This window comes from Rhodovulum imhoffii, assembly GCF_003046545.1.
Classification (GTDB): domain Bacteria; phylum Pseudomonadota; class Alphaproteobacteria; order Rhodobacterales; family Rhodobacteraceae; genus Rhodovulum; species Rhodovulum imhoffii.
Window position 1 is genome coordinate 1 of sequence record NZ_QAAA01000002.1, and the last position, 20,836, is coordinate 20,836.

Here is a 20,836-nt window from a genome sequence, read left to right on the forward strand (position 1 = left end):
AGAGGCTGCCTCGGGAAACTACTAAGCCCCGCCCGCCGCCGCCGTTGCATCGACCACGTCAGGCAGAAGTTCTCCGTCTCGGAGCGCTTCGCCTGCCGGACACTTGGTCAGCATCGCTCGACACAACGCAAGGTGCCGCGGGGCCGTCCCGACGAAGACGCGCTGACCGCGGACATCATCGCACTCGTCAGCCAGTACGGCCGCTACGGCTATCGCCGGATCGCGGCTCTTCTCCGCGATGCTGGATGGGCGGTGAACGTGAAGCGGGTCGAACGAATATGGCGGCGGGAGGGGCTTAAGGTACCGCATAAGCAGCCGAAGAAGGGGCGGCTCTGGCTGAACGATGGATCATGCATCCGTCTGCGGCCGGAGCGCCCGAACCACGTCTGGTCCTACGATTTTGTCGAGAGCCGGACGCATGACGCAAGGAAGTTCAGGATGCTGAATGTCATCGACGAGTTCACCCGGGAGTGCCTGGCGATCAGGATCGACCGGAAGCTCAATTCCACCGCCGTGATCGATGTTCTGACCGACCTGTTTATCCTGCGAGGTGTGCCCTGCCACGTCCGATCCGATAACGGCCCCGAGTTCATCGCCAAGGCGGTGCGGCACTGGATCGACGCGGTGGGGCTAACACCGCGTTCATCGAACCGGGTAGTCCGTGGGAGAACGGCTACTGCGAGAGCTTCAACTCGAAGCTCAGGGACGAGTTGCTGAACGGCGAGATCTTCTACTCGCTGGCCGAGGCACGCGTGGTGATCGAGGCGTGGCGGGTCCATTACAACACGGCGCGGCCTCACTCGTCCCTGGGCTATCGGCCACCAGCGCCGGAGGCCGTTCACTGGGCACCGTTTCGAGACCAGGGATCAGCCCCGCCGCAGGCATCTGCCTTGGCGCCAAGACCCGTCATGCACTAAGACTGAAACCGGACCACCCGATAGGGGCAGGCCACTTCATCATCCGTGATCCCTACATAGCGGGTAGTTCCATCCACAACGCAGCTATAGACGCAAGTTTTACCGCCTATCTCTGCTGTATTTGTAGCGCTTTGGCGTTTTTCAGGTGCCGGTTGATCATGTTACGGGCCTTTTGTCCGTCGAGTATCGGGCGATTCGGTCCGGAAAACTGGCCAAAGATATTGCTGTATTCTTGCGCGAGTTGACGGGGTAGAGTAAGCAAGGCTTGATCCCCTGGATAAAAGCTTTCGCTCCAACATCCGTTAGCTTGAATAACTTCATGCTCCTCGAAGATGAGATGTATATAGGTGCAGCCGTTGGGGGGACGCGGTTGGCGGGTTCCTGGATGGCCGAGAATTTTTTTGGCTGAAACGAGCGCGGGCTCTCCAGCTATTCTCTGAGCGATCTTGCTGTTTATCAGCAGCCGGTGCTGCGGCGATACTCTCAGCCGCTTGTGGGGAATTCCGGAACCCAAGGCGTTCTTTTCGATGACAACTGGCCAAAGGTTGGGTCGGTCGCCCAACTCTAGTTGACCCAAACGCCGTATATTGATCGCCTTCAGAGGTTTGGAATGACCATTGTATGTCAAAACTTCATCGCCGACCACCAAGGTTTCCACGGGCTTTTCACCATTGGAGGTGAGGATGAGTGTGCCCTCAGTAAAGCATACAACATTGACGTTTGTAGCATTGAGGTCCGCAATGGTCGTATCAAGGACCTGAACAGCACCGCCGCCCAATCCGATGGGCAAGGAGATTAAAATAGACCCGTCACCCAACTCCACTGTTGCTGCCACGACGTCATCCAAAGTCACAAAATATGAACTGAGATCGATCACATCACCGCCGGTGGCTTCAAAATCGGTTATGACATCCGTCGCCCCGCCACCCAGTCCGCTTCCGACAAACCAGTCCGCGCCCGCCCCGCCGGACAAGGTGTCGCCTCCACTGCCCCCGTCAATGCGATCAGAACCGGTGCCGCCATCAATGCTGTCGGCTCCGTCTCCTCCGAAAATATGATCATCCCCTCCTGCTCCAAGAAGTGTATCTGCGTTAACACCACCATAGATGTCCTCATGGAAAAACTGGCCCTGCACGGTCGTCAGGGTTGAACCGACCGTCTGTGCTGAAAGCAAGGTCATGCGTGGAAAGTCATCGGCTGTTCGGGCTTCGTCGCCGGTCAAGCCCTCAATGGCAGCTGCAAGGTCAGCGTAGTGTGGAGAAAACGAGGCGGATTGCACAAAGGTGCCCAGCACTTCGCCTGTGTCTGAATCCCTGATGGTTCCAGCCCTCGCCACGGAGCCGATCAGATAGGTTTCAGTCGTTCCATCCCCGTTGGCATCGAAGTCAAGAAAAGTTCCGCCGCCACTCATGCCTCCGACGGCTTCGGCATCGTCTATTGTGAAGTAACCTCCGGCATCTACACCGACGGTTTGGTCGGTATAACCACCGGTAGCCAGGGTTCCCGTTGTTTGATGAAGAGTGCCGCTGGTGCCATCCAGAGAATTGGCGGCAGACGGGTATCCAGTAATCGTCACATCACCTGACAGATCATTTGGGTCATTGGCGATCAGAAGCGGAACAGAAGGCCCATCATAGAATTCACCAGTGCTGGCAAGGCGCTCTCCCACATGCAGGCTCATATCGAAGCCAGCCAACACAATATCAACGTCGCCATCTCCATCGATGTCTTCGCGGTAGGTATTCCAGGGCTCACCACCGGATGGCAAAGTGTAGTCAAGTTCCGTCGTTGCGTGACTTTCTGCTTCACCTGTCAGACTGCTTTGAGGAACCGCAGTGCTGCCCCCCCCAGGTGTAGGATTGTGATTGGCGCTGAAATATATCCCCCCACCAATATGAGCCCCGGAAAATTTGACGTCCACCGAGGCGAGGTGCTCGATTTCTGTGGAGGTAGGGTCGACAATCGAGAGGGCCATCGAGCCAGCTGGTCCTAAGCAGGCTGACGTTGCAACGTTCGATATACGATTGGCCGTGAGGCTGAGAAAACCTCGGCCAGGGCGCTGACGGAATACTCACCCGTTTCGTACATGCGGCGCAGTTCTCGGGACTGACTGTCGAAACGTTTTGGTTGTTTGCCGCGCTGTTTGCCTTTGGCGCGGGCGATGGTCATCCCTTTGCGGATACGCATTCGGATCAGGTCGGCTTCGAATTCGGCAAAGGTGGCGGGGAGATTGAAGAACATTTTGCCCATGGGATCGGTCGGGTCATAGACCCACGCACCAAGCGCGAAGTTGACGTTGCGCTCTTGCAGTCGGTCGGCAATGTCACGGGCATCGGGAACAGGGCGCGCCAGCCGGGAGAGCTTGGGCACCACAAGCGTATCCTCCTCACGCACGGCGGCAAGGGCCTGGTCCAAACCGGAGCGTGCCCGGTTGGTGCCGGTCAATCCGTGGTCGGTATAGATGTGATCCGGGCTCACGCCGAGGTTTTCGGGCGCCTGCTTTTGCGCCGACAAATCCTGCCGGTCGGCCGAGCATCGCGCATATCCGGTTTTTGTGAAACTCATGTATGAATTTTACGGCTAAGGGGCCTCTTTTACAAATTAAGTTATACTATTTTTATGGTACTGGGGCTATCCAGAATTTTGTGTTCGGGTGGCCTGCCCCTATCGGGTGGTCCGGTTTCAGAATCGAACTCGAACGCTTTCATAAAACCTCCCCGAAATAGTCTTGCTAGAACAGGGATATCTTGAATCGCTACCGCTCGGCAACTCGCGTGTTCCACTCAGGCCAACCATTCCACCTGAAGTTGTCGCCCACCCACCCCGCATCCCGCGTCCGTTGCTATCCCTCCCGGCTCCAGCAAGCTCAATGCCGACGTGTCACCCGGGCCGAGCCATGCCCCCTTTCCTTCTGATGGCGCAATATGACGGCAAGGCGGTTATCCCAGCGGGCATCGTCTGCCGAGACTACTTCTCCGATTTGACGGTTCAGAAGTTCTTTCGAAAAGTCAGCGCCGGGAAAATCGACCTGTCGCTGGTCCGCTCCGAGCGGAGCCAGAAGGGCGCATAGGGCGTCCCCCAAGACGCTCACAGCGCAGGGCCAAAAGACCGGTGCAGTGTTCCGGACCCTACGCCACGTGGGCAAGGATCGGATCGACGATCGCATTATCGTCAAGCTCGCAACGGTGCTGGATGGTGGCGCTGGATGGTAATGACCGGAACCTGCTCGCAAAGCAGAGCAAGCATGTGCCCGCCTATATAGATACCGTTGTACAAGAGATCGTCGCCTACATCTGAAGGTCGCCCCCATCAGATGCGCCGTTGCTGTGCAGCCTGATTACGCTTCGTGCCGTCGCTCCTTGGCTCCCGCGCCAATGATACCTATACATTTCTTCGGGCAACATAAAGATATCCATACGGATCACAACCTTGCCATTCCGGTGGACCAGTGATATGTTTTCAGATCAATGGTAATAAAATGAATCGCAAAAGTATCTTCAATGCCCGAAACAGACTCGCTTCACATGATCGGCGCGCAGCTCCGCCGGGCGCGGCTGACCGCCGGGTTGACCCAAGAACAGGTCGCCGAATTGGCCGGCATTTCCCGCCCGCGCTACCGCGACATCGAGACAGCCGCCGCCGCCGCGCGCGCCACCACGCTGATGAATGTTGCGCGCGCGCTCGGGCTCGAGATGATGTTGATCCCGCAATTCCTGGTGCCAGCAGTCAACACCTTGCTCAGCCCCGAGGCCGGGGAGGATGCTCCGGCCTTCGCCCCCCAACCGGAGCCTGACGATGAGCGCTGAACACACTGCCGCCAGCGTTCAGGCGCTCAACATTTTCCTGAACCGGCACAAGATCGGCACCATCGTCCGAACCCCGGGCGATTTCAACGCTTTCAGCTTCGATCCTGCCTATCGCGCGACGGGTGGATACCCCATCCTCAGTCTGTCCTTCCGAGCGGCGAATGGCGGGCTGCGGAAGGATCCGCGGCCGATCGCGGGCTCTTTACCGGCCTTCTTCGCCAACCTGCTTCCCGAGGACAAGCTGCGCGACGCGATGGAAAAGCACCACGCCGGGCGCGTCCGTCCCGGCAATGACTTCGACCTGCTCGCAGCGCTCGGGGCCGATCTACCCGGCGCTGTGCGCGCCCTGCCGGGCGACGGCCCTGACCTGGCCCCAGCGAAGGCTACCCAGACGGCGCCGAAAGCTCGCTTCTCGCTGGCCGGCGTCCATATGAAGCTCTCAGTGATGAAGAACACTGGCAAAGGTGGCGGGCTGACCGTACCGCTCGGCGACGGCGACGGCGACGGCGACGGCGACGGCGACGGCGACGGAGAATACATCGCCAAGTTCCCCTCCACGGCTTTTCCGGCGGTGTCGGAGAACGAATTTGCCAACCTCGCACTGGCCGAAGCCATCGGCATGGAGGTGCCCGAGCGCGAGTTGATCACCCGCGATCAGTTCGACGGCATCCCGGAGGAATTCGAGACCATGACCGAGGGGCGGGTCCTGCTGCTGCGTCGCTTCGACCGCGGGCCGGGCGGCCAGCGCATCCATATCGAGGATTTCGCCCAAGTGTTCGGCATCCCCCCCGCGCGCAAATACGAGGGCGCAGCCTACCACGATATCGCATCAGCGCTCAGCATAGCCATTTCTCCGTTGGCGGCGCTGGAGTTCGTCCGGCGTCTCGCGCTCTCGGTAATCATGGGCAACGGCGACATGCACCTGAAAAACTGGTCGCTGATCTACCCCGGGGACGGCAACGCCCCTGCCCTCGCGCCCGTCTACGACCTGCTCTCGACCATCCCTTATCTTCCTGCGGACGACCTGGCCCTATCGCTCGGCGGCGAGCGCGCCTTCAAAGCACTGACCTCATCGCGCTGGAAGGCCTTCGCCAACCGCGCCAAGCTCCCCGAACCCGCCGTTTTGAAGGCGGTTGTCGAAACCGTTCAGGCGGTCGATGCGCATTGGTGGGATCTGCCCGAACGCGCCGTCGTACCCGGCGCGGTCCTGGAGCGCATCGACACCCACGTCCGGACGATGACGGCCGTTCTGGTCGGGTGACCGGGCGACCAAGGTCGGGAATTTCCGGGCCAGCCCCAGTTGGAGATCACGGATCGGCAAGCCATATCGGCGATGACGATCGGTCCAGCCTCACGGCGGGACGGACACCTCACTCGGACGAAATTCGTTGAGCCTGCGTAGGTTGCAAGAAGATCGAGGCTACGGCGACTGAATCGCGACGTATCGCGCGAATGAGTAGGAAACAAAGCGCGAAAACTCGTGTGCAAATACTGCACACAGAACTCGCCAAGCACCTGATTTACAATACAAATCCGTCCAGTCCATCGCGGGATGAACTGCACCCGCGCGGCAAGCTCGGCAGCGCCGGGACAATCTGGCTAGCGAGCCGAAATCGTGGATTTTCGAGGTTAATGGCGCACCCATCAGGATTCGAACCTGAGGCCTTCGCCTTCGGAGGGCGACGCTCTATCCAGCTGAGCTATGGGTGCGCAGTAGAACCGTCAGGCCCTGACTGCTTACGCAGTGCTTACGCGACTTCTCCAGCCTTTAAATCGAAAAACGATCTGCTCGGCAAGAGCTTGGTATCACGTCTCTTTCTTAGTCCTCTTCATCACGGCATCCCCTTGACATCAGCCTTCGGAGGGCGACACTCTATCCAGCTGAGCTAAGGGACCCCTTGATTCCCACATAGCTGCGCGGGAAACGGTGCGGGCCTATTTTACTAAGTCCTTTTCTCTTCCATTTGCAACCCGTTAACCACAGTGCCGACAGCTTGCGGAAGGCGCGGTGTCATCCAACCAAGCCACGGGTGCCTGGGGGCGGATATAGGGGAAAGCGCACGGGGCTGCAAACGGTTTTCTTGCCCTGGCAGGGCCGGAGATCACGCCAGCAGATCGTGACAAAGCTCCAACCCATCGATCAGCGCATCGACCTCTTCGAAAGTATTATAGAGGCCAAACGACGCCCGGCAGGTCGCCGTCAGCCCGAGGCGATCCATCAGCGGGCCCGCGCAGTGCTGCCCGGCACGCACGGCGATGCCCTTCTTGTCGAGAACGGTCGAGATGTCATGGGCATGTGCCGGCCCGTCCAGCGTAAAGGAGAAAATCGCACCACGCTGTTTCGCCCGGCCCTGGACCTGCACCCAGTTCAACCCCGAAAGCCTGTCCATCGCATAAGAGGCGACGTCACGCTCATGCTCGGCGATCCGGGTCATCCCGAGCCCCATCAGGTAATCAAGCGCTGCGCCAAGGCCGATCTGTTCGACAATGCCGGGGGTGCCGGCCTCGAATTTCATCGGCGGGTCGTTGTAAAGAACCCCATCCTTGTGTACCTCGCGGATCATGTCCCCCCCCCCGATGAAGGGGCGCATCTGGGTCATGCGATCTTTGCGGATATGAATCGCCCCCGAGCCCGATGGCCCGTAAAGCTTGTGCCCGGTGATCGCATAGAAATCGGCCCCGATGGCCTGCACATCCACGGGCATGTGAACCGCCGCCTGACTGCCATCCACCAGCACCGGAACGCCGTGCTGGCGTGCTCCACGGGCAATGGCGGCCACATCCACCACGGTTCCCAGAACATTGGACATATGCGTTACCGCGACCAGTCTGGTTTTGGGGCCAATCGCGTCCAGAACCGCCTGCGGGTCGAGATTCCCGGCTGCATCCACATCCACCCACTTCAGCACAACGCCCTGCCGTTCGCGCAGGAAATGCCACGGCACGATATTGGCGTGATGCTCCATCACGCTCAGCACGATCTCATCCCCCGGTTCCATCCGGGGCATGGCCCAGCCATAGGCAACAAGGTTGATGCCCTCGGTCGTCCCGCTGGTAAAGACGATCTCATCTTCACTGGCAGCATTCAGGAAACGGGCGACCGTACCCCGGACGGCCTCGTATCTTTCCGTGGAAATGGTAGAGAGCGTGTGCAACCCTCTGTGAACGTTGGCATAATCCTCGGCATACGCACGGGTTATAGTATCGATCACCACCTTCGGCTTCTGCGCCGAGGCCCCGTTATCAAGGTATACCAGCGGCTTGCCGTTTACCTTGCGCGACAGGATGGGAAAATCGCGCCGGACGGCGGACAGGTCATACATCGCTCATCCCTCCGCTGAACGTCATCCCCAGCAGAGACAGCACCAGGCTAAGACCAAACACGATACCGGCCATCGACAGAAGTATCATGAAAAATACCTTTAAAGGTGAGCGGAACCCATGCAGGACCGTCACGAAATGGCTTAGAAGCCAGAAGAACAGGCCAATCCCCAGAATTCCAATCAGCCCCGCAACCGGCGGCAAAACGATCAGCGCCACCGTCTGAACCACCTGAAGGCAGACCATGATGAACTGCAACAGAACGGTCAGCCGCAATGCCCCGCCAAAACCGCCCCGCCCGCCAAAGCCCCGTCCGATCCAGTAGATGGCAAAGACCATCACCACCAGCAGCGCCCCCTGAATCGTCGCCGTCAAAAGCGGGTTTTGCATGAACACGGGCAGCAACGGATCCACCGGCGCGGGGACCAGCATATCCCCTGCCTGCGTGAGCAGAACGCTCAACACGACGATCAGAGCCAGAGCCTGCCAAAGCTGCCCCTCGCGCAGCGGCATGGCCAGAACGCGGCCGGCCCCTTCGCGCGGATTACTGACAGTATCACGGGCCAGGCCCAGCAGCGGTTTCAACATGTCCGGTCTCGTCCTTCAGTATCAGGTACCGATTTTCTCGGCCTCGGCCAAAGACAACAGCCAGATGGCCAGAAACGCAACCGCAAGAACCGTGGCAACCAGCCCCAGCGCCGCTCCCGCCCCGATGAACCCGGCCACAAGCCCGTGCAGCAACCACACCGGTGACACTGCCAAAAGCGACCAGAACAGCGCCAGCCGCGCGCTGTACCATGTGCCCTGCCCTCCGAAGGCACGGCTGACGAGATGACTGACCGCCGCCAACCCGTAAAAAATCAGCGGGGCCAGGAACATCCATGCCATCAGGGCGCCACCGATCCGTGCGTCGAGCGGGATTTCCGGGTCGTGATACGCCTGCCGTGCCAACCCCGGCCATTGCGAAACGAACACCAGGAGACACGCAACCATCAGGTAGACGATCGCCCGGTCTTCGCGTTGACCTGCGGCCAGTTGCCGACGCATGGCCGCGCGCGGATTACGCCATGTCGAAAGAACTTCCAGGGTCAGGGACATGGTTAGCTCCGGTGCCGCTCCAGCCATGCCGCGAGGCGGTCGAGAATCTCTTCCCGGATTTCCTCGCGTTCGATTTCCTCGATCGCTTCGGCAAGAAAGGACAGCACCAGCAAATTCGTGGCCTCCCCCTTCGGCACCCCGCGCGAACGCAGGTAGAAAAGCGCCTCCTCGTCAATCGCACCCGATGTCGACCCATGGGAACAGGCCACATCGTCGGCATAGATCTCCAGCTCCGGCTTGGCAAGGAACTGGCTATCCTCATCCAGCAGCAGAGATTGGGAAATCTGGTAACCGTCGGTCTTCTGCGCGCCCGGTTGTACCAGAATCTTGCCCTGGAAGACCCCGGTGGCACCGTTGCGCAGCACCTTCTTGAATACTTGCCGGCTCTCGCAATTCTCCGCATCGTGCGTAACAAAGACCGTATCGTCATGGTGGAACGTCCCATCCCCCACGGCCGCGCCGGCAACATGCGCCACGGCATTGTCGCCGGTCAATTCGATGATGCACTCATTGCGGGTCAGAATGCCGTTCGCCGTCATGGTAAAGGACTTGAACGTGCTGCTCTCTCCCAGGCGGGCAAAGACATGGGTCACCGCGCGGCGGTCATGGTCCCGGCCCTGGGTGCGGACATGGTGAAAGGCCGCGCCGTCGGCAACGTCAACCTCCATTACCTTGTTGAAACGTGCCGCCGCCGGGCCGTTTTCCAGCAGGGTCAGATCTGCGCCTTGTTCGAGACGGATAACATGATGCAGAATGGCATCCGATGTTTCAGAGCAGTGCAGGTAAACAAGGTTCACCGGTTTGCTGGCCTGCCCGGTCACACGGATCAGCACGCCGTCGGTTGCGAAGGCCGTGTTCAGTGCCGCCAGCGGACGCTCCACCGGCGTCTGCCCATGCGCCTCGAGCACACCGTAGATATCCCGCGCCCAATGGATATCCTGATCCTGAGCTTCGGCCAGGCGGGAAATTTCCACCCCCGCCAGCGCCGGATCGTCGGAGGCGCCGGCATCGAACACGCCATCGACGAAGACCAGTTGCACCCGGTCCATGGTTGAAAACGGCGCGCTCTCCCCCGGCTCGAACAGACGCGCGGCCTGCGGTTCGGCGGCGGTCAGCGTCGCGGGATCGGTAAAGCGCCAGTACTCATCGCGCCGTCCGGGAAGGCCCATTGCCCGCACCCGTGCCAGCGCCCCCTGGCGTGCAGGCAAGGTCCAGCCTGCCGCTTGGGGGAAGGCAAGGGCCGACAACCGCCCCTCGGTCACATCCTGCCTGACTTGCGGCGCCGCCATTACGCCACCTCCGCAAGAATATCGGCGTAGCCGTTCTGTTCGACCTCCAGCGCCAGGTCTGCACCGCCGGTTTTCACAATGCGCCCGTCAGCCATGATATGGACGACATCCGGCACGATATGATCCAGCAAACGCTGGTAATGGGTGATGACAAGGAAGCCGCGGTCGGGGCTGCGCAGGGCGTTCACCCCATCGGCGACCAGCTTCATCGCGTCCACATCGAGGCCGGAATCGGTTTCGTCGAGAATGCACATTCTCGGCTCCAGCATCGCCATCTGAAGAATCTCGTTCCGCTTTTTCTCACCGCCGGAGAACCCCATGTTCACAGGCCGCTTGAGCATCTCGGCGTCGATCTGCAGATCTCTGGCCCTGGCGCGAACCTCCTTCAGGAAAGTCGCGGCGTCCATCTCCTCTTCTCCACGGGCCTTACGCTGGGCGTTCACGGCGGTTCGCAGGAAGGTCATGTTGCCCACGCCCGGAATTTCCACCGGGTACTGAAATGCCAAAAACAGGCCTGCCGCGGCACGCTCCTCGGGGTCCATCCCCAGCAGGTCGGCCCCACGCAGATGGGCGGAACCGTCCGTCACCTCATAGCCGTCGCGCCCCGACAGCACGTAGGACAACGTCGATTTGCCCGAACCGTTCGGCCCCATGATCGCGTGGACCTTACCGGCCTCCACGGTCAGGTCCACCCCCTTCAGGATGGGCTTGTCCTCTTCTTCGAGTTTGACGTGCAGGTTCTTGATGTTCAGCATTTCATTTCCCTTATGCCAGCGAGACGGCCGTGCCCGAGGCCGACACCATCAGCATGTTGTTGATAACTTCATAATCCAGATCGACCCCCACGACCGCGTTGCCGCCGACCGCCTGCGCCCGTTGCTCCAGTTCGCGCAGGGCTGTTTCGCGGGCCTCGCCCAGCGATTGTTCATAAGCCCCCGACCGCCCCCCGATAATGTCCGTGATACCGGCAAAGATATCGCGGAACACGTTGGCGCCGAGAATGGCCTCCCCCACGACGACGCCGTGATAAGCGGCGATGGTCTTTCCCTCGACATTCGGGGTGGTGGTGACAATCATTTCCGATCCTCCGAATTCCGGTGGGCAATGCGCACCCAGCCGATCATGCAAAGCCCCCATAAAACCAGCAGAACCAGCGAAAGCGCCAATTCCACGAATCCTGCCTGATGGGCGCTCAACCCGGCCTGGTCAGCCAACCAGCGCGCGGTTTCCTCGTCCTCCAGAGACAGAATGAACAAAAGCATCTGTGCGCTGATCAAAAGCCGCATTGGCATTGTCAGCCCCATCCGCCCGCCGTGGCCCGGCACGACCTGCGTTTCCTGCTTTCGCTGTTCTTTCATTTTTGCTCATCCCACGCTGCCTTCCAGCGAAATCGCCACGAGTTGCTGCGCCTCCATGGCGAACTCCATCGGCAGAGCCTGAAGCACTTCCTTGCAGAACCCGTTCACAACCAGCGCGACGGCCTCTTCCTCGTCCATCCCGCGCGATCGGCAATAAAACAACTGGTCGTCATCGACCTTAGACGTCGTGGCTTCGTGCTCTACCTTGCTGGAGGTGTTTCTCACCTCGATATAAGGGACGGTATGCGCCCCGCATTTGTCGCCAATGAGCAAACTGTCGCACTGCGTGTAATTTCGGCTTTCTTTCGCCTTGGGGTGGATGGAGACAAGCCCGCGATAGGTGTTCTGGGCCTGCCCCGCGCTGATGCCCTTCGACACGATGCGTGAGCGTGTATTCCGGCCCAGGTGCACCATCTTGGTGCCGGTATCGGCCTGCTGCCAGTTGTTGGTGATTGCAATGGAATAGAACTCACCCTGGCTGCCGTCGCCACGCAGAATGCAGGACGGGTATTTCCACGTCACGGCGGAGCCTGTCTCCACCTGCGTCCACATGACCTTGGAGCGCGGGCCACGGCAGTCAGCGCGCTTGGTGACGAAATTGTAGATACCGCCCTTGCCGTTTTCATCGCCGGGAAACCAGTTCTGGACGGTGGAATATTTCACCTCTGCGTCGTCCAGCACCACAATTTCCACGACCGCGGCGTGCAACTGCGCGGTATCGCGCTGAGGTGCGGTACAGCCCTCCAGATAGCTGACATAGGCCCCCTTGTCGGCAATGATCAGCGTGCGCTCGAACTGGCCGGTATTCTCGGCATTGATACGGAAATAGGTGGACAGCTCCATCGGGCAGCGCACCCCAGGCGGCACATAAACGAACGAGCCGTCGGAAAACACCGCACTGTTGAGCGTCGCGTAGAAATTATCCGATTGCGGCACCACGGAGCCCAGATATTTCCTCACCAGTTCCGGGTGGTTCCGGATCGCCTCCGAAATGGAGCAGAAGATCACCCCGGCCTTTTTCAGCTCCTTCTGGAAGGTCGTGCCGACGCTGACACTGTCGAAAACCGCATCGACGGCCACCTTCCGGGCCTCGGCGGGCACGGCATCGGCCCCTTCGACACCGGCGAGGATCATCTGTTCCTTCAGCGGAATCCCCAGCTTCTGATAGGTTTCCAAAAGCTTCGGATCCACCTCGTCAAGCGACTTCGGCTTCTCTTGCATGCTTTTGGGGCGCGCGTAGTAATACTGCTTCTGGAAGTCGATTTCGGGGTACTCGACCATCGCCCAGTCAGGCTCTTCCAACTGCCGCCAGCGCCGGAACGCGGCAAGCCGCCACTCGGTCATCCACTCGGGCTCATCGTTCTTGGACGAGATCAGGCGCACGATGTCCTCGTTCAGCCCCATCGGGGCATAATCCATCTCGATCTCGGTTTCCCAGCCGTACTTGTAAGTCCCGGCCATGGACCTGACGGCCTCGACCGTTTCCCTGTCCACGCCGTCCTTCACGTCGGCCTCGTCAATTGGAGCCATCGGGTAGCCTCTCTGTCTGCGCCCCGTTTCGGGGGTGTCGGTTCAGGCCGCGCGGGCCCGGAATTTTGCCTCTTTCTCCAGCCACGCTTCGGCAAAGCGCAGCACATCGTCTTCGCGCGTTTGCGGTCCCAGCGAAACCCGGATGGCCGACCCGGCCGTAACCGCGTCGAATCCCATCGCCCGCAACACCCGGCTTTCGCGCAACTTGCCGCTGGAACAGGCCGATCCCGCCGAAACGGCGAATCCCGCCAGGTCCATCTGCATCACCTGTGTTTCGCCCTTCCAGCCCGGCGTCGAGAAACAGGAGGTGTTCGGCAGTCGTCTCGCGCCTTTCCCGACAAAAATAGTCTTATTTGCGCCAGCCTCAATAGCCTTTTCTAGAATATCTCTAATTTTTTCCACACGCGCCCAAACCCCTTCGTCAATATCCCTTACAGCCGCCTCTGCCGCAGCCCCGAACCCCGCGATTCCAATAATGTTTTCCGTCCCCGCGCGGCGGCCCATCTCCTGCCCCCCGCCGCGGATGCGGGCCGCCAGATCCGTCCCCCGGCACATCACCAGCGCGCCGATACCTTTGGGGCCGCCCAGCTTGTGGGCAGAAACCAGCGCCATTTGCGCCCCCGTCCAGTTGAAGGCCAGGGGAAGCTTCCCAAAGGCCTGTGTCATATCGCAAACCGCCAGCCCCCTGGGCAGCCCCTGCACCACCCCGGTTTCGGAATTGGCCAGTTGCAACACGCTGCATGCAGGATCATCGACAACGACACCGCCCCGCGCATCGACCGGCAGCGTCGGCTCCACCCATGCGGCAACCGCATCGTGTTCCACCCCACCTGCCTGCAACCCCCGCCCGGCGCAGGCCAGCGCGGCGGCTTCGCTGGCGCCCGAGGTAAAGATGATATCCGCACCCTCGGCCCCCAAGGCCGCCGCCAGCCGCGCGCGGGCCTTCTCCATCAGCGCCCGGGCGGCGCGGCCTTCGGCATGTACGCTGGAAGGGTTGCCCACCACGTCCATTGCCTCCACCATCGCCGCGCGGGCCTCAGGACGAAGCGGGGCCGTGGCGTTGTAGTCCAGGTAGATACGGGCGTCTCGGATCATGGAGCGTCCACCACCTGCAGGATTGCCGGAACCGCCGGGCATGGCGCAAGATCGTTGCGGACGATATCCGACAGCCGCGTTTGGTGGAGAAACACGTAAACATGGGCCGAGAGCCCCTCCCACAGCCGGTTGGTCAGCGATTGTGCGCGCGACCCGCTGGCCCCACCCGACGCCCCGGCCCCGGTATGCATGGCATTCACGGTTTCATCCACTGCGGCCAGAACATCGGCCACCCGAATGTCTCCGGCGGTCCGTGCCAGACGATAGCCCCCACCCGGCCCCCGGACGGATTCGACAAGCTCCGCACGGCGCAGTTTGACGAAAAGCTGTTCAAGATAGGGCAGTGAAATGTCCTGGCGGCGAGAGATTTCGGATAACGAGGTCAGGCCGTCATCCGGCTGAAGCGCCAGATCGACAAGCGCGACCATCGCGTACCGCCCCTTCGTGCTGAGTTTCATCGACACTCTCCGCAATGGTTGACTGCGCGCGGCGAGGTCATTAACTCCAACTCACCCAGTCGGCACGCCGACGCAACTTCGTTTTAGTTAGCCTGATGATTTTCGTCAAGAAATGCAGCAGGCACAACTCCCAAAGGGACGCACATGCCCGAGGTTATTTTTCCCGGCCCCGCAGGCAGGCTTGAAGGGCGCTATCATTCCCAGCCGGGCAAGGATGCCCCGATCGCGATCATCCTGCACCCCCATCCGCAATTCGGTGGCACGATGAACAACCGCGTCGTGCACCGCATCCATTACACTTTCCACGAAATGGGCTTCAACGTGCTGCGCTTCAATTTCCGCGGAGTGGGCCGAAGCCAGGGAGAATACGATCAGGGCGTGGGGGAGTTATCGGACGCTGCCGCGGCCCTCGATTACCTGCAATCCATGAACCAGAACGCCAAGCACTGCTGGGTTGCCGGGTTCTCTTTCGGGGCCTGGATCGGCATGCAACTTCTGATGCGGCGACCGGAAATCACCGGATTCGTCTCGGTAAGCCCACCTGCCAACATGTATGATTTCTCTTTCCTGGCGCCCTGCCCCAATTCCGGCCTGATCATCAATGGCGCCGCCGATCGCGTCGCCCCGCCCGAAGATACCCACGCCTTGGTGGAAAAACTGCATGACCAGAAGGGTATTACCATCACCCATGAGGAACTTGAAAATGCCGATCATTTTTTCAAGAACGATTACCTCGACGGGATGATTGCCAAAGTCGACGCTTATGTGCGACGGCGCCTGACGGAAAACACCCGCTGACCGCGCCGCCGCCGGGGAAGGCGGCGTTTGGCGGTACTGGCCACATAAATCGTATACCTTCGCATACTATTGTTCTTTTCCCGTGTTCCTGTTTGCGCTATGACGCGGCAGAACGATTCATCGCAAAACGGGGGAGCCCATGTCCAAGATCAAAGTCGCGAATCCCGTCGTCGAACTCGACGGCGACGAGATGACCCGCATCATCTGGGATTTCATCAAGAAAAAGCTGATCACACCCTATCTGGATCTGGACCTGCTGTACTACGATCTCGGAATCGAGGAACGTGATCGCACCAACGACCAGATCACCATCGACGCCGCCAACAAGATCCGTGAAGTCGGCGTAGGCGTGAAATGCGCCACCATCACCCCAGACGAAGCCCGAGTCGAGGAATTCGGCCTCAAGAAAATGTGGCGCAGCCCCAACGGCACGATCCGCAACATCCTCGGTGGCGTGGTGTTTCGGGCGCCGATCATCTGCCGCAATGTGCCGCGGCTCGTACCGGGCTGGACACAACCCATCGTCATCGGCCGCCATGCCTTTGGCGACCAATACCGCGCGACGGATTTTCTCTTTCCCGGCAAGGGCAAGCTGACGATGAAGTTCGTGGGAGAGGATGGTACCGTCATCGAGAAAGACGTGTTCGACGCCCCGGCCGCCGGGGTCGCCATGGGGATGTACAATCTCGATGAATCGATCCGCGACTTTGCCCGCGCCTCGTTCAACTACGGTCTCAGCCTGGGATGGCCGGTGTATCTTTCCACCAAGAACACGATTCTCAAGGCCTATGACGGACGCTTCAAAGACCTGTTTCAGGATGTGTATGAACAGGAGTTCGAAGATCAGTTCAAGAAGGCCGGCATCCATTACGAACACCGCCTGATCGACGACATGGTTGCCTGCGCGATGAAATGGAATGGCGGCTTCGTCTGGGCCTGCAAGAACTACGACGGCGACGTTCAGTCCGACACCGTCGCCCAGGGGTTCGGCAGCCTCGGCCTGATGACCAGCCAGTTGATGACCCCGGACGGCAAGATCGTGGAGGCCGAAGCCGCACACGGCACCGTCACCCGTCACTATCGCCAGCACCAGAAAGGCGAGGAAACCTCCACCAATTCGATTGCCTCGATCTATGCCTGGACCGGCGGGCTCAAGCACCGTGCCAAGCTGGACGGCAACGGCGCCCTGCGCAACTTTGCCGAAACGCTGGAGCGCATCGTGGTCGAAACCGTCGAATCCGGCTTCATGACCAAGGATCTCGCCCTGCTGGTCGGCCCGGACCAGAAATGGCTCACCACCATGGGTTTTCTCGAGAAGGTGGACGAGAACCTCAACAAGGCCCTTGCGGGCTGACGTAACGGGCCGGCCCTCGCGGCCGGCCCTTCCTCTGGACATCGGCGCGGTTTCGCGGCATCTGCGAGACCATGGATACCGAATTTTCCGACACCCGGCACAGCTTCTTCGATGACGCGCAGGGCCTGCTTGTGGGCACGCTTCTGGTCGCCCTGTCCGTGCAATTACTTGGTAGTGCGATGCTGACCACCGGACAGATCGCCGGGTTGTCGCTGGTGCTCTCCTACGCATCGGGGCTGCGCTTCGGGCTTTTGTTTTTCGTTCTGAACCTGCCATTTTACTGGCTGGCGTTCCGGCGCATGGGGACTGCCTTCACCCTGAAAACCTTTGCCGCAGTCGGCCTGCTTTCGCTTTTCACCGAACTCCTGCCCAATCTGCTGATCTTTCAAACGGTGCACCCGCTGGCCGGGGCGATTCTGGCTGGGGTGGCGGCGGGCGCCGGCTTGCTGGTGCTGTTTCGGCATGGGGCATCCCTGGGCGGAATCGGAATCGTGGCTTTCTGGATGCAGGAGACCCGCAGAATACGCGCCGGATGGGTTCAGCTTGGGTTCGATGCCTTTGTCTTCGCTCTGGCGCTTTGGGTGATGGATCCGGTCACCGTCCTCTATTCCCTCGCCGGGGCGATGGTCACCAACATCATCATTGCGACCAACCACCGCCGCGACCGCTATATCGCGCGCTGAAGGGGGCCACATGCCAAAGCAATACGTCTTTCTTCTGCTTGCCGTAATGACCGAAACCGCCGCCACCTCTGCCTTGCAGGCAAGCCAGCAGTTCACGCGGCTTATTCCCTCTGCAATTGTCGTTCTGGGCTACGCGCTGTCTTTTTACCTGTTGTCTCTGACGCTGAAATACATGCCGCTGGGCATCGTATACGCGATGTGGTCCGGGCTGGGCGTGGTTTTCATCGCCCTGATCGGATGGCTGGCATTCAACCAGCGTATCGATATCCCCGCGATTGTTGGCATGGGCCTGATCGTGGCAGGAATCGTCGTCATCAACCTGTTCTCTGAAACCGCCATGCACTGATGGCGCTTTGGCGGGGCCCGCACCCCGCCATATGGGGCCTGTCAACGGGCTTACCCCGCCAGAACAGCCTCGGCGGCCTTGATGGCAGCGTCCGCGTTGGCGGCATCCTTGCCGCCACCCTGCGCCATGTCCGGGCGTCCGCCCCCGCCTTTGCCCCCCAGTTCCGCTACCGCCGCGCGCACAAGATCGACAGCGGAGACCTTTCCGGTCAGATCGTCCGTCACGCCCGCTGCCACGGCAGCCTTGCCGCCCGTATCCGCGATCAGCAAAACCGCCCCCGAGCCCATGCGCGCCTTGTGTTCGTCGATGAGTGGCGGAAGGTCTTTGCCGGAAATCCCGGTCAGGATCTGCGCAAGGAACTGCAAGCCCCCAACTTCGCGCGCCTCGGGGGATGTGCCCCCGCCCGCCATTGCAAGGTCACGGCGCAGGTTGGCAAGCTCCGCTTCCATCGCCTTACGCTCTGCCAGCAGACCTTTCACCCGATCGACGATATCGGCCGGTTGCGCGCGCAACGCCTCACCGATCGCGTTCAGGCGGTTTTGCTGCGCGATCAAGTGATCCAGCGCCGCCTGCCCGGTCAGGGCCTCAATCCGGCGCACCCCCGAAGACGACGCACTGTCCCCCATTACAACGCACAAACCGATATCGCCGGTTTGTTTGACATGGGTGCCGCCGCAAAGTTCGATGGACCAGGTCTGCCCGTCAGCCCCTTTGCCGGTCGCGGCGCGCCCCATGGATACAACGCGCACCTCATCCCCGTATTTCTCACCAAAAAGCGCCTGTGCCCCTATGGCACGGGCATCGTCGGGCGTCATGATGCGGGTTTCCACTGCTGTATTCTGGCGGATGAAACGGTTGACCTCGGCCTCGACGGTCGCCAGTTCACCGGCGCTGAGCGCCTTGGCATGGGAAAAGTCGAACCGCAGCCGTTCCGGCGCGTTCAGGCTGCCCTTCTGTGCGACATGGTCGCCAAGCGTCTGCCGCAAAGCCTCATGGATCAGGTGCGTGGCCGAGTGATTGGCCCGGATCGCGCTGCGGCGGGCATGATCGACGCGCAGTTCCAGCGCATCACCGGGCTTCAGGCCACCCTTGCCCGCCCGCAGGCGGTGGGCAAAAATCCCCCCCGGCATTTTCCGGGTATCGAGGATCTCGCCCGCCCCATCGGGCTTGAGGTAGGTGCCCGTATCCCCGACCTGACCACCGGATTCGGCGTAGAACGGAGTCTGGTTCACAACCATCCATCCCTCGGCCCCTTCGTCCAGCGTGTCGACCGCCTTGCCATCGACAACAAGTGTGAGCACCTGCCCTTCGGCGATTTCGGTGTCATAGCCCAGAAAATCGGTTGCGCCATGAATTTCGCCGATATCGAACCAGATGGCGGCATCTTTGGCCTCGCCGGAGCCGGACCAGCTCGCACGCGCCTTGGCCTTTTGCTGGGCCATCGCAGCCTCGAACCCGTCCACATCCACAGTGCGGCCCTCTTCGCGCAAAGCGTCCTGCGTCAGGTCCAGCGGGAACCCGTAGGTATCATAAAGGCGGAACGCCGCCGCGCCCGGCAATGCCGCCCCTTCAGGCAATTTCCCCAACTCGTCTTCCAGAAGACGCAAACCCCGGTCAAGCGTCTGAATGAAGCGAGTTTCCTCAAGCTTCAGAGTTTCCTCGATCAGGGCCTGGGCACGACCCAGTTCCGGGTAGGCCGCCCCCATCTGGGTGACGAGTGCGGGGACCAGACGATGCATCATCGGGTCTTTCGCCCCAAGAAGATGCGCATGACGCATGGCACGGCGCATGATCCGGCGCAGCACATAGCCACGGCCATCGTTGGAAGGCATCACCCCATCGGCAATCAGGAAAGCGGTGGAGCGCAGGTGGTCGGCAATCACCCGGTGATGAACATTTCCTGACCCGTCCGGTTCGGTCGAACTGACATTGGCGGAGGCCTCGATCAGCGCGCGCATAAGATCGGTATCGTAATTGTCATGCTTGCCCTGCAACAGCGCGCCGATCCGTTCCAGCCCCATGCCGGTATCGATCGACTGTATGTCCAGGGCACGCATTGAACCGTCCTCGAACTGTTCGTTCTGCATGAAAACGAGGTTCCAGATCTCGATGAAACGGTCCCCATCTTCCTCCGGGCTGCCCGGCGGGCCACCCCAGATATGATCCCCGTGGTCGAAAAATATCTCCGTACAGGGGCCGCAGGGACCGGTAGGACCCATCTGCCAGAAGTTATCGCTGGTGGGGATACGGATGATGCGCGCATCGGGCAGGCCGGCGACCTTTTTCCAGATCGCGGCGGCTTCCTCATCCGTATGATACACCGTCACAAGAAGCCGGTCGGCGGGAATGTCGAAATCTCTGGTCAGCAATTCCCACGCGAAGGGGATGGCCTGATCCTTGAAATAATCCCCGAAGCTGAAATTACCCAGCATTTCAAAGAACGTATGGTGGCGTGCGGTATAGCCGACATTGTCCAGGTCATTGTGCTTGCCCCCGGCACGCACGCATTTTTGCGACGTTGTGGCGCGCCTGTAATCGCGGGTTTCCAGCCCGGTGAACAGGTTTTTGAACTGCACCATGCCCGAGTTGGTAAACATCAGCGTCGGATCGTTGCGGGGCACAAGAGGCGAACTGTGCACCACCTGGTGACCATTGCGTTCGAAGTAATTCAGAAAAGTCGAACGGATTTCGTTCAAGCTCGGCATACGGTCAGGCCTTTCGCGGCAAACTTGGGGTTCTTGTCCTCCGATGTATCGCCGCTGCGCAGGGCTGTCTACAGTCAG

The 20,836-nt window shown here is 60.5% G+C and carries 20 protein-coding genes, 1 tRNA gene and 1 pseudogene; 8 read left to right on the forward strand and 14 right to left on the reverse strand.

Going from position 1 to position 20,836, the window contains the following annotated elements; all coding sequences use genetic code 11:
• Positions 1 to 917 (forward strand): annotated as a pseudogene (locus C8N32_RS01820) (IS3 family transposase); the annotation flags it as partial.
• A 106-nt stretch (positions 918 to 1,023) separates the two neighbouring features.
• Here the strand turns inward: C8N32_RS01820 and C8N32_RS15455 are convergent.
• On the reverse strand, positions 1,024 to 2,892 hold the full coding sequence (locus C8N32_RS15455; protein WP_107890776.1) for a Hint domain-containing protein: 1,869 nt from the start codon (positions 2,890 to 2,892) through the stop codon (positions 1,024 to 1,026).
• A gap of 14 nt (positions 2,893 to 2,906) precedes the next feature.
• Entirely contained in the window at positions 2,907 to 3,482 is a 576-nt protein-coding gene (locus tag C8N32_RS01830) for a recombinase family protein (RefSeq protein ID WP_107890777.1), read from the reverse strand.
• A 331-nt stretch (positions 3,483 to 3,813) separates the two neighbouring features.
• On the opposite strand from C8N32_RS01830, the gene C8N32_RS01835 reads away from it, so the two are divergent.
• From C8N32_RS01835 to C8N32_RS01845, 3 genes are all read left to right on the forward strand, one after another.
• Positions 3,814 to 3,987, forward strand: a complete 174-nt coding sequence (locus C8N32_RS01835) for a pyocin activator PrtN family protein (protein ID WP_107890778.1) — start codon at positions 3,814 to 3,816, stop codon at positions 3,985 to 3,987.
• Positions 3,988 to 4,417: 430 nt separating this feature from the next.
• Positions 4,418 to 4,723 carry a helix-turn-helix domain-containing protein gene (locus tag C8N32_RS01840; protein ID WP_107890779.1) on the forward strand — a complete coding sequence of 102 codons (306 nt, stop codon included), beginning with the start codon at positions 4,418 to 4,420 and terminating at the stop codon, positions 4,721 to 4,723.
• A complete protein-coding gene (locus C8N32_RS01845) occupies positions 4,713 to 5,984 on the forward strand; it encodes a type II toxin-antitoxin system HipA family toxin (RefSeq protein ID WP_107890780.1) in 1,272 nt (423 codons plus the stop codon). Before C8N32_RS01840 ends, C8N32_RS01845 begins: the two co-directional genes overlap by 11 nt.
• Before the next feature lie 372 nt (positions 5,985 to 6,356).
• On the opposite strand, the gene C8N32_RS01850 is transcribed toward C8N32_RS01845, so the two are convergent.
• The 11 genes from C8N32_RS01850 to iscR all read right to left on the reverse strand — a co-directional run bounded on the left by C8N32_RS01850 (position 6,357) and on the right by iscR (position 14,872).
• Positions 6,357 to 6,433, reverse strand: a tRNA-Arg gene (locus C8N32_RS01850).
• A 392-nt stretch (positions 6,434 to 6,825) separates the two neighbouring features.
• Positions 6,826 to 8,046 carry a cysteine desulfurase gene (locus tag C8N32_RS01855; RefSeq protein ID WP_107890781.1) on the reverse strand — a complete coding sequence of 407 codons (1,221 nt, stop codon included), beginning with the start codon at positions 8,044 to 8,046 and terminating at the stop codon, positions 6,826 to 6,828.
• Positions 8,039 to 8,632: a YIP1 family protein gene (locus C8N32_RS01860; RefSeq protein ID WP_107890782.1), complete on the reverse strand. Its 594-nt coding sequence runs from the start codon at positions 8,630 to 8,632 to the stop codon at positions 8,039 to 8,041. The genes C8N32_RS01855 and C8N32_RS01860 overlap by 8 nt, the downstream gene beginning before the upstream one ends.
• 21 nt (positions 8,633 to 8,653) lie before the next feature.
• The gene (locus tag C8N32_RS01865) at positions 8,654 to 9,142 is read right to left on the reverse strand and encodes a YIP1 family protein (RefSeq protein WP_107890991.1); all 489 of its coding nucleotides are present in this window, start codon (positions 9,140 to 9,142) and stop codon (positions 8,654 to 8,656) included.
• 2 nt (positions 9,143 to 9,144) lie between these two features.
• A complete protein-coding gene (gene sufD / locus C8N32_RS01870; RefSeq protein WP_107890783.1) occupies positions 9,145 to 10,431 on the reverse strand; it encodes a Fe-S cluster assembly protein SufD in 1,287 nt (428 codons plus the stop codon).
• A complete protein-coding gene (gene sufC, locus C8N32_RS01875; protein ID WP_107890784.1) occupies positions 10,431 to 11,186 on the reverse strand; it encodes a Fe-S cluster assembly ATPase SufC in 756 nt (251 codons plus the stop codon). Before sufC ends, sufD begins: the two co-directional genes overlap by 1 nt.
• A 10-nt stretch (positions 11,187 to 11,196) precedes the next feature.
• Positions 11,197 to 11,508: a heavy metal-binding domain-containing protein gene (locus C8N32_RS01880; RefSeq protein ID WP_107890785.1), complete on the reverse strand. Its 312-nt coding sequence runs from the start codon at positions 11,506 to 11,508 to the stop codon at positions 11,197 to 11,199.
• A complete protein-coding gene (locus C8N32_RS01885; RefSeq protein ID WP_107890786.1) occupies positions 11,505 to 11,789 on the reverse strand; it encodes a hypothetical protein in 285 nt (94 codons plus the stop codon). The genes C8N32_RS01880 and C8N32_RS01885 overlap by 4 nt, the downstream gene beginning before the upstream one ends.
• Before the next feature lie 6 nt (positions 11,790 to 11,795).
• Positions 11,796 to 13,319, reverse strand: coding sequence for a Fe-S cluster assembly protein SufB (gene sufB / locus C8N32_RS01890; protein ID WP_107890787.1), 1,524 nt, complete (start codon positions 13,317 to 13,319; stop codon positions 11,796 to 11,798).
• Between the two features lie 42 nt (positions 13,320 to 13,361).
• Positions 13,362 to 14,414: a cysteine desulfurase family protein gene (locus C8N32_RS01895; RefSeq protein ID WP_107890788.1), complete on the reverse strand. Its 1,053-nt coding sequence runs from the start codon at positions 14,412 to 14,414 to the stop codon at positions 13,362 to 13,364.
• Positions 14,411 to 14,872, reverse strand: a complete 462-nt coding sequence (iscR, locus tag C8N32_RS01900) for a Fe-S cluster assembly transcriptional regulator IscR (protein ID WP_107890789.1) — start codon at positions 14,870 to 14,872, stop codon at positions 14,411 to 14,413. Before iscR ends, C8N32_RS01895 begins: the two co-directional genes overlap by 4 nt.
• Positions 14,873 to 15,016: 144 nt before the next feature.
• Between iscR and C8N32_RS01905 the strand changes: the two genes are divergently transcribed.
• The 4 genes from C8N32_RS01905 to C8N32_RS01920 all read left to right on the forward strand — a co-directional run bounded on the left by C8N32_RS01905 (position 15,017) and on the right by C8N32_RS01920 (position 18,053).
• The gene (locus C8N32_RS01905; RefSeq protein ID WP_107890790.1) at positions 15,017 to 15,670 is read left to right on the forward strand and encodes an alpha/beta hydrolase; all 654 of its coding nucleotides are present in this window, start codon (positions 15,017 to 15,019) and stop codon (positions 15,668 to 15,670) included.
• Between the two features lie 139 nt (positions 15,671 to 15,809).
• A complete protein-coding gene (locus C8N32_RS01910) occupies positions 15,810 to 17,024 on the forward strand; it encodes an NADP-dependent isocitrate dehydrogenase (protein WP_107890791.1) in 1,215 nt (404 codons plus the stop codon).
• A 71-nt stretch (positions 17,025 to 17,095) separates the two neighbouring features.
• Positions 17,096 to 17,707, forward strand: coding sequence for a YitT family protein (locus C8N32_RS01915; RefSeq protein WP_107890792.1), 612 nt, complete (start codon positions 17,096 to 17,098; stop codon positions 17,705 to 17,707).
• Positions 17,708 to 17,717: 10 nt separating this feature from the next.
• Entirely contained in the window at positions 17,718 to 18,053 is a 336-nt protein-coding gene (locus C8N32_RS01920; RefSeq protein WP_107890793.1) for a DMT family transporter, read from the forward strand.
• A 50-nt stretch (positions 18,054 to 18,103) separates the two neighbouring features.
• Here the strand turns inward: C8N32_RS01920 and alaS are convergent, their stop codons facing one another.
• Positions 18,104 to 20,758, reverse strand: a complete 2,655-nt coding sequence (alaS, locus tag C8N32_RS01925) for an alanine--tRNA ligase (RefSeq protein WP_107890794.1) — start codon at positions 20,756 to 20,758, stop codon at positions 18,104 to 18,106.
• Positions 20,759 to 20,836: the final 78 nt, after the last annotated feature.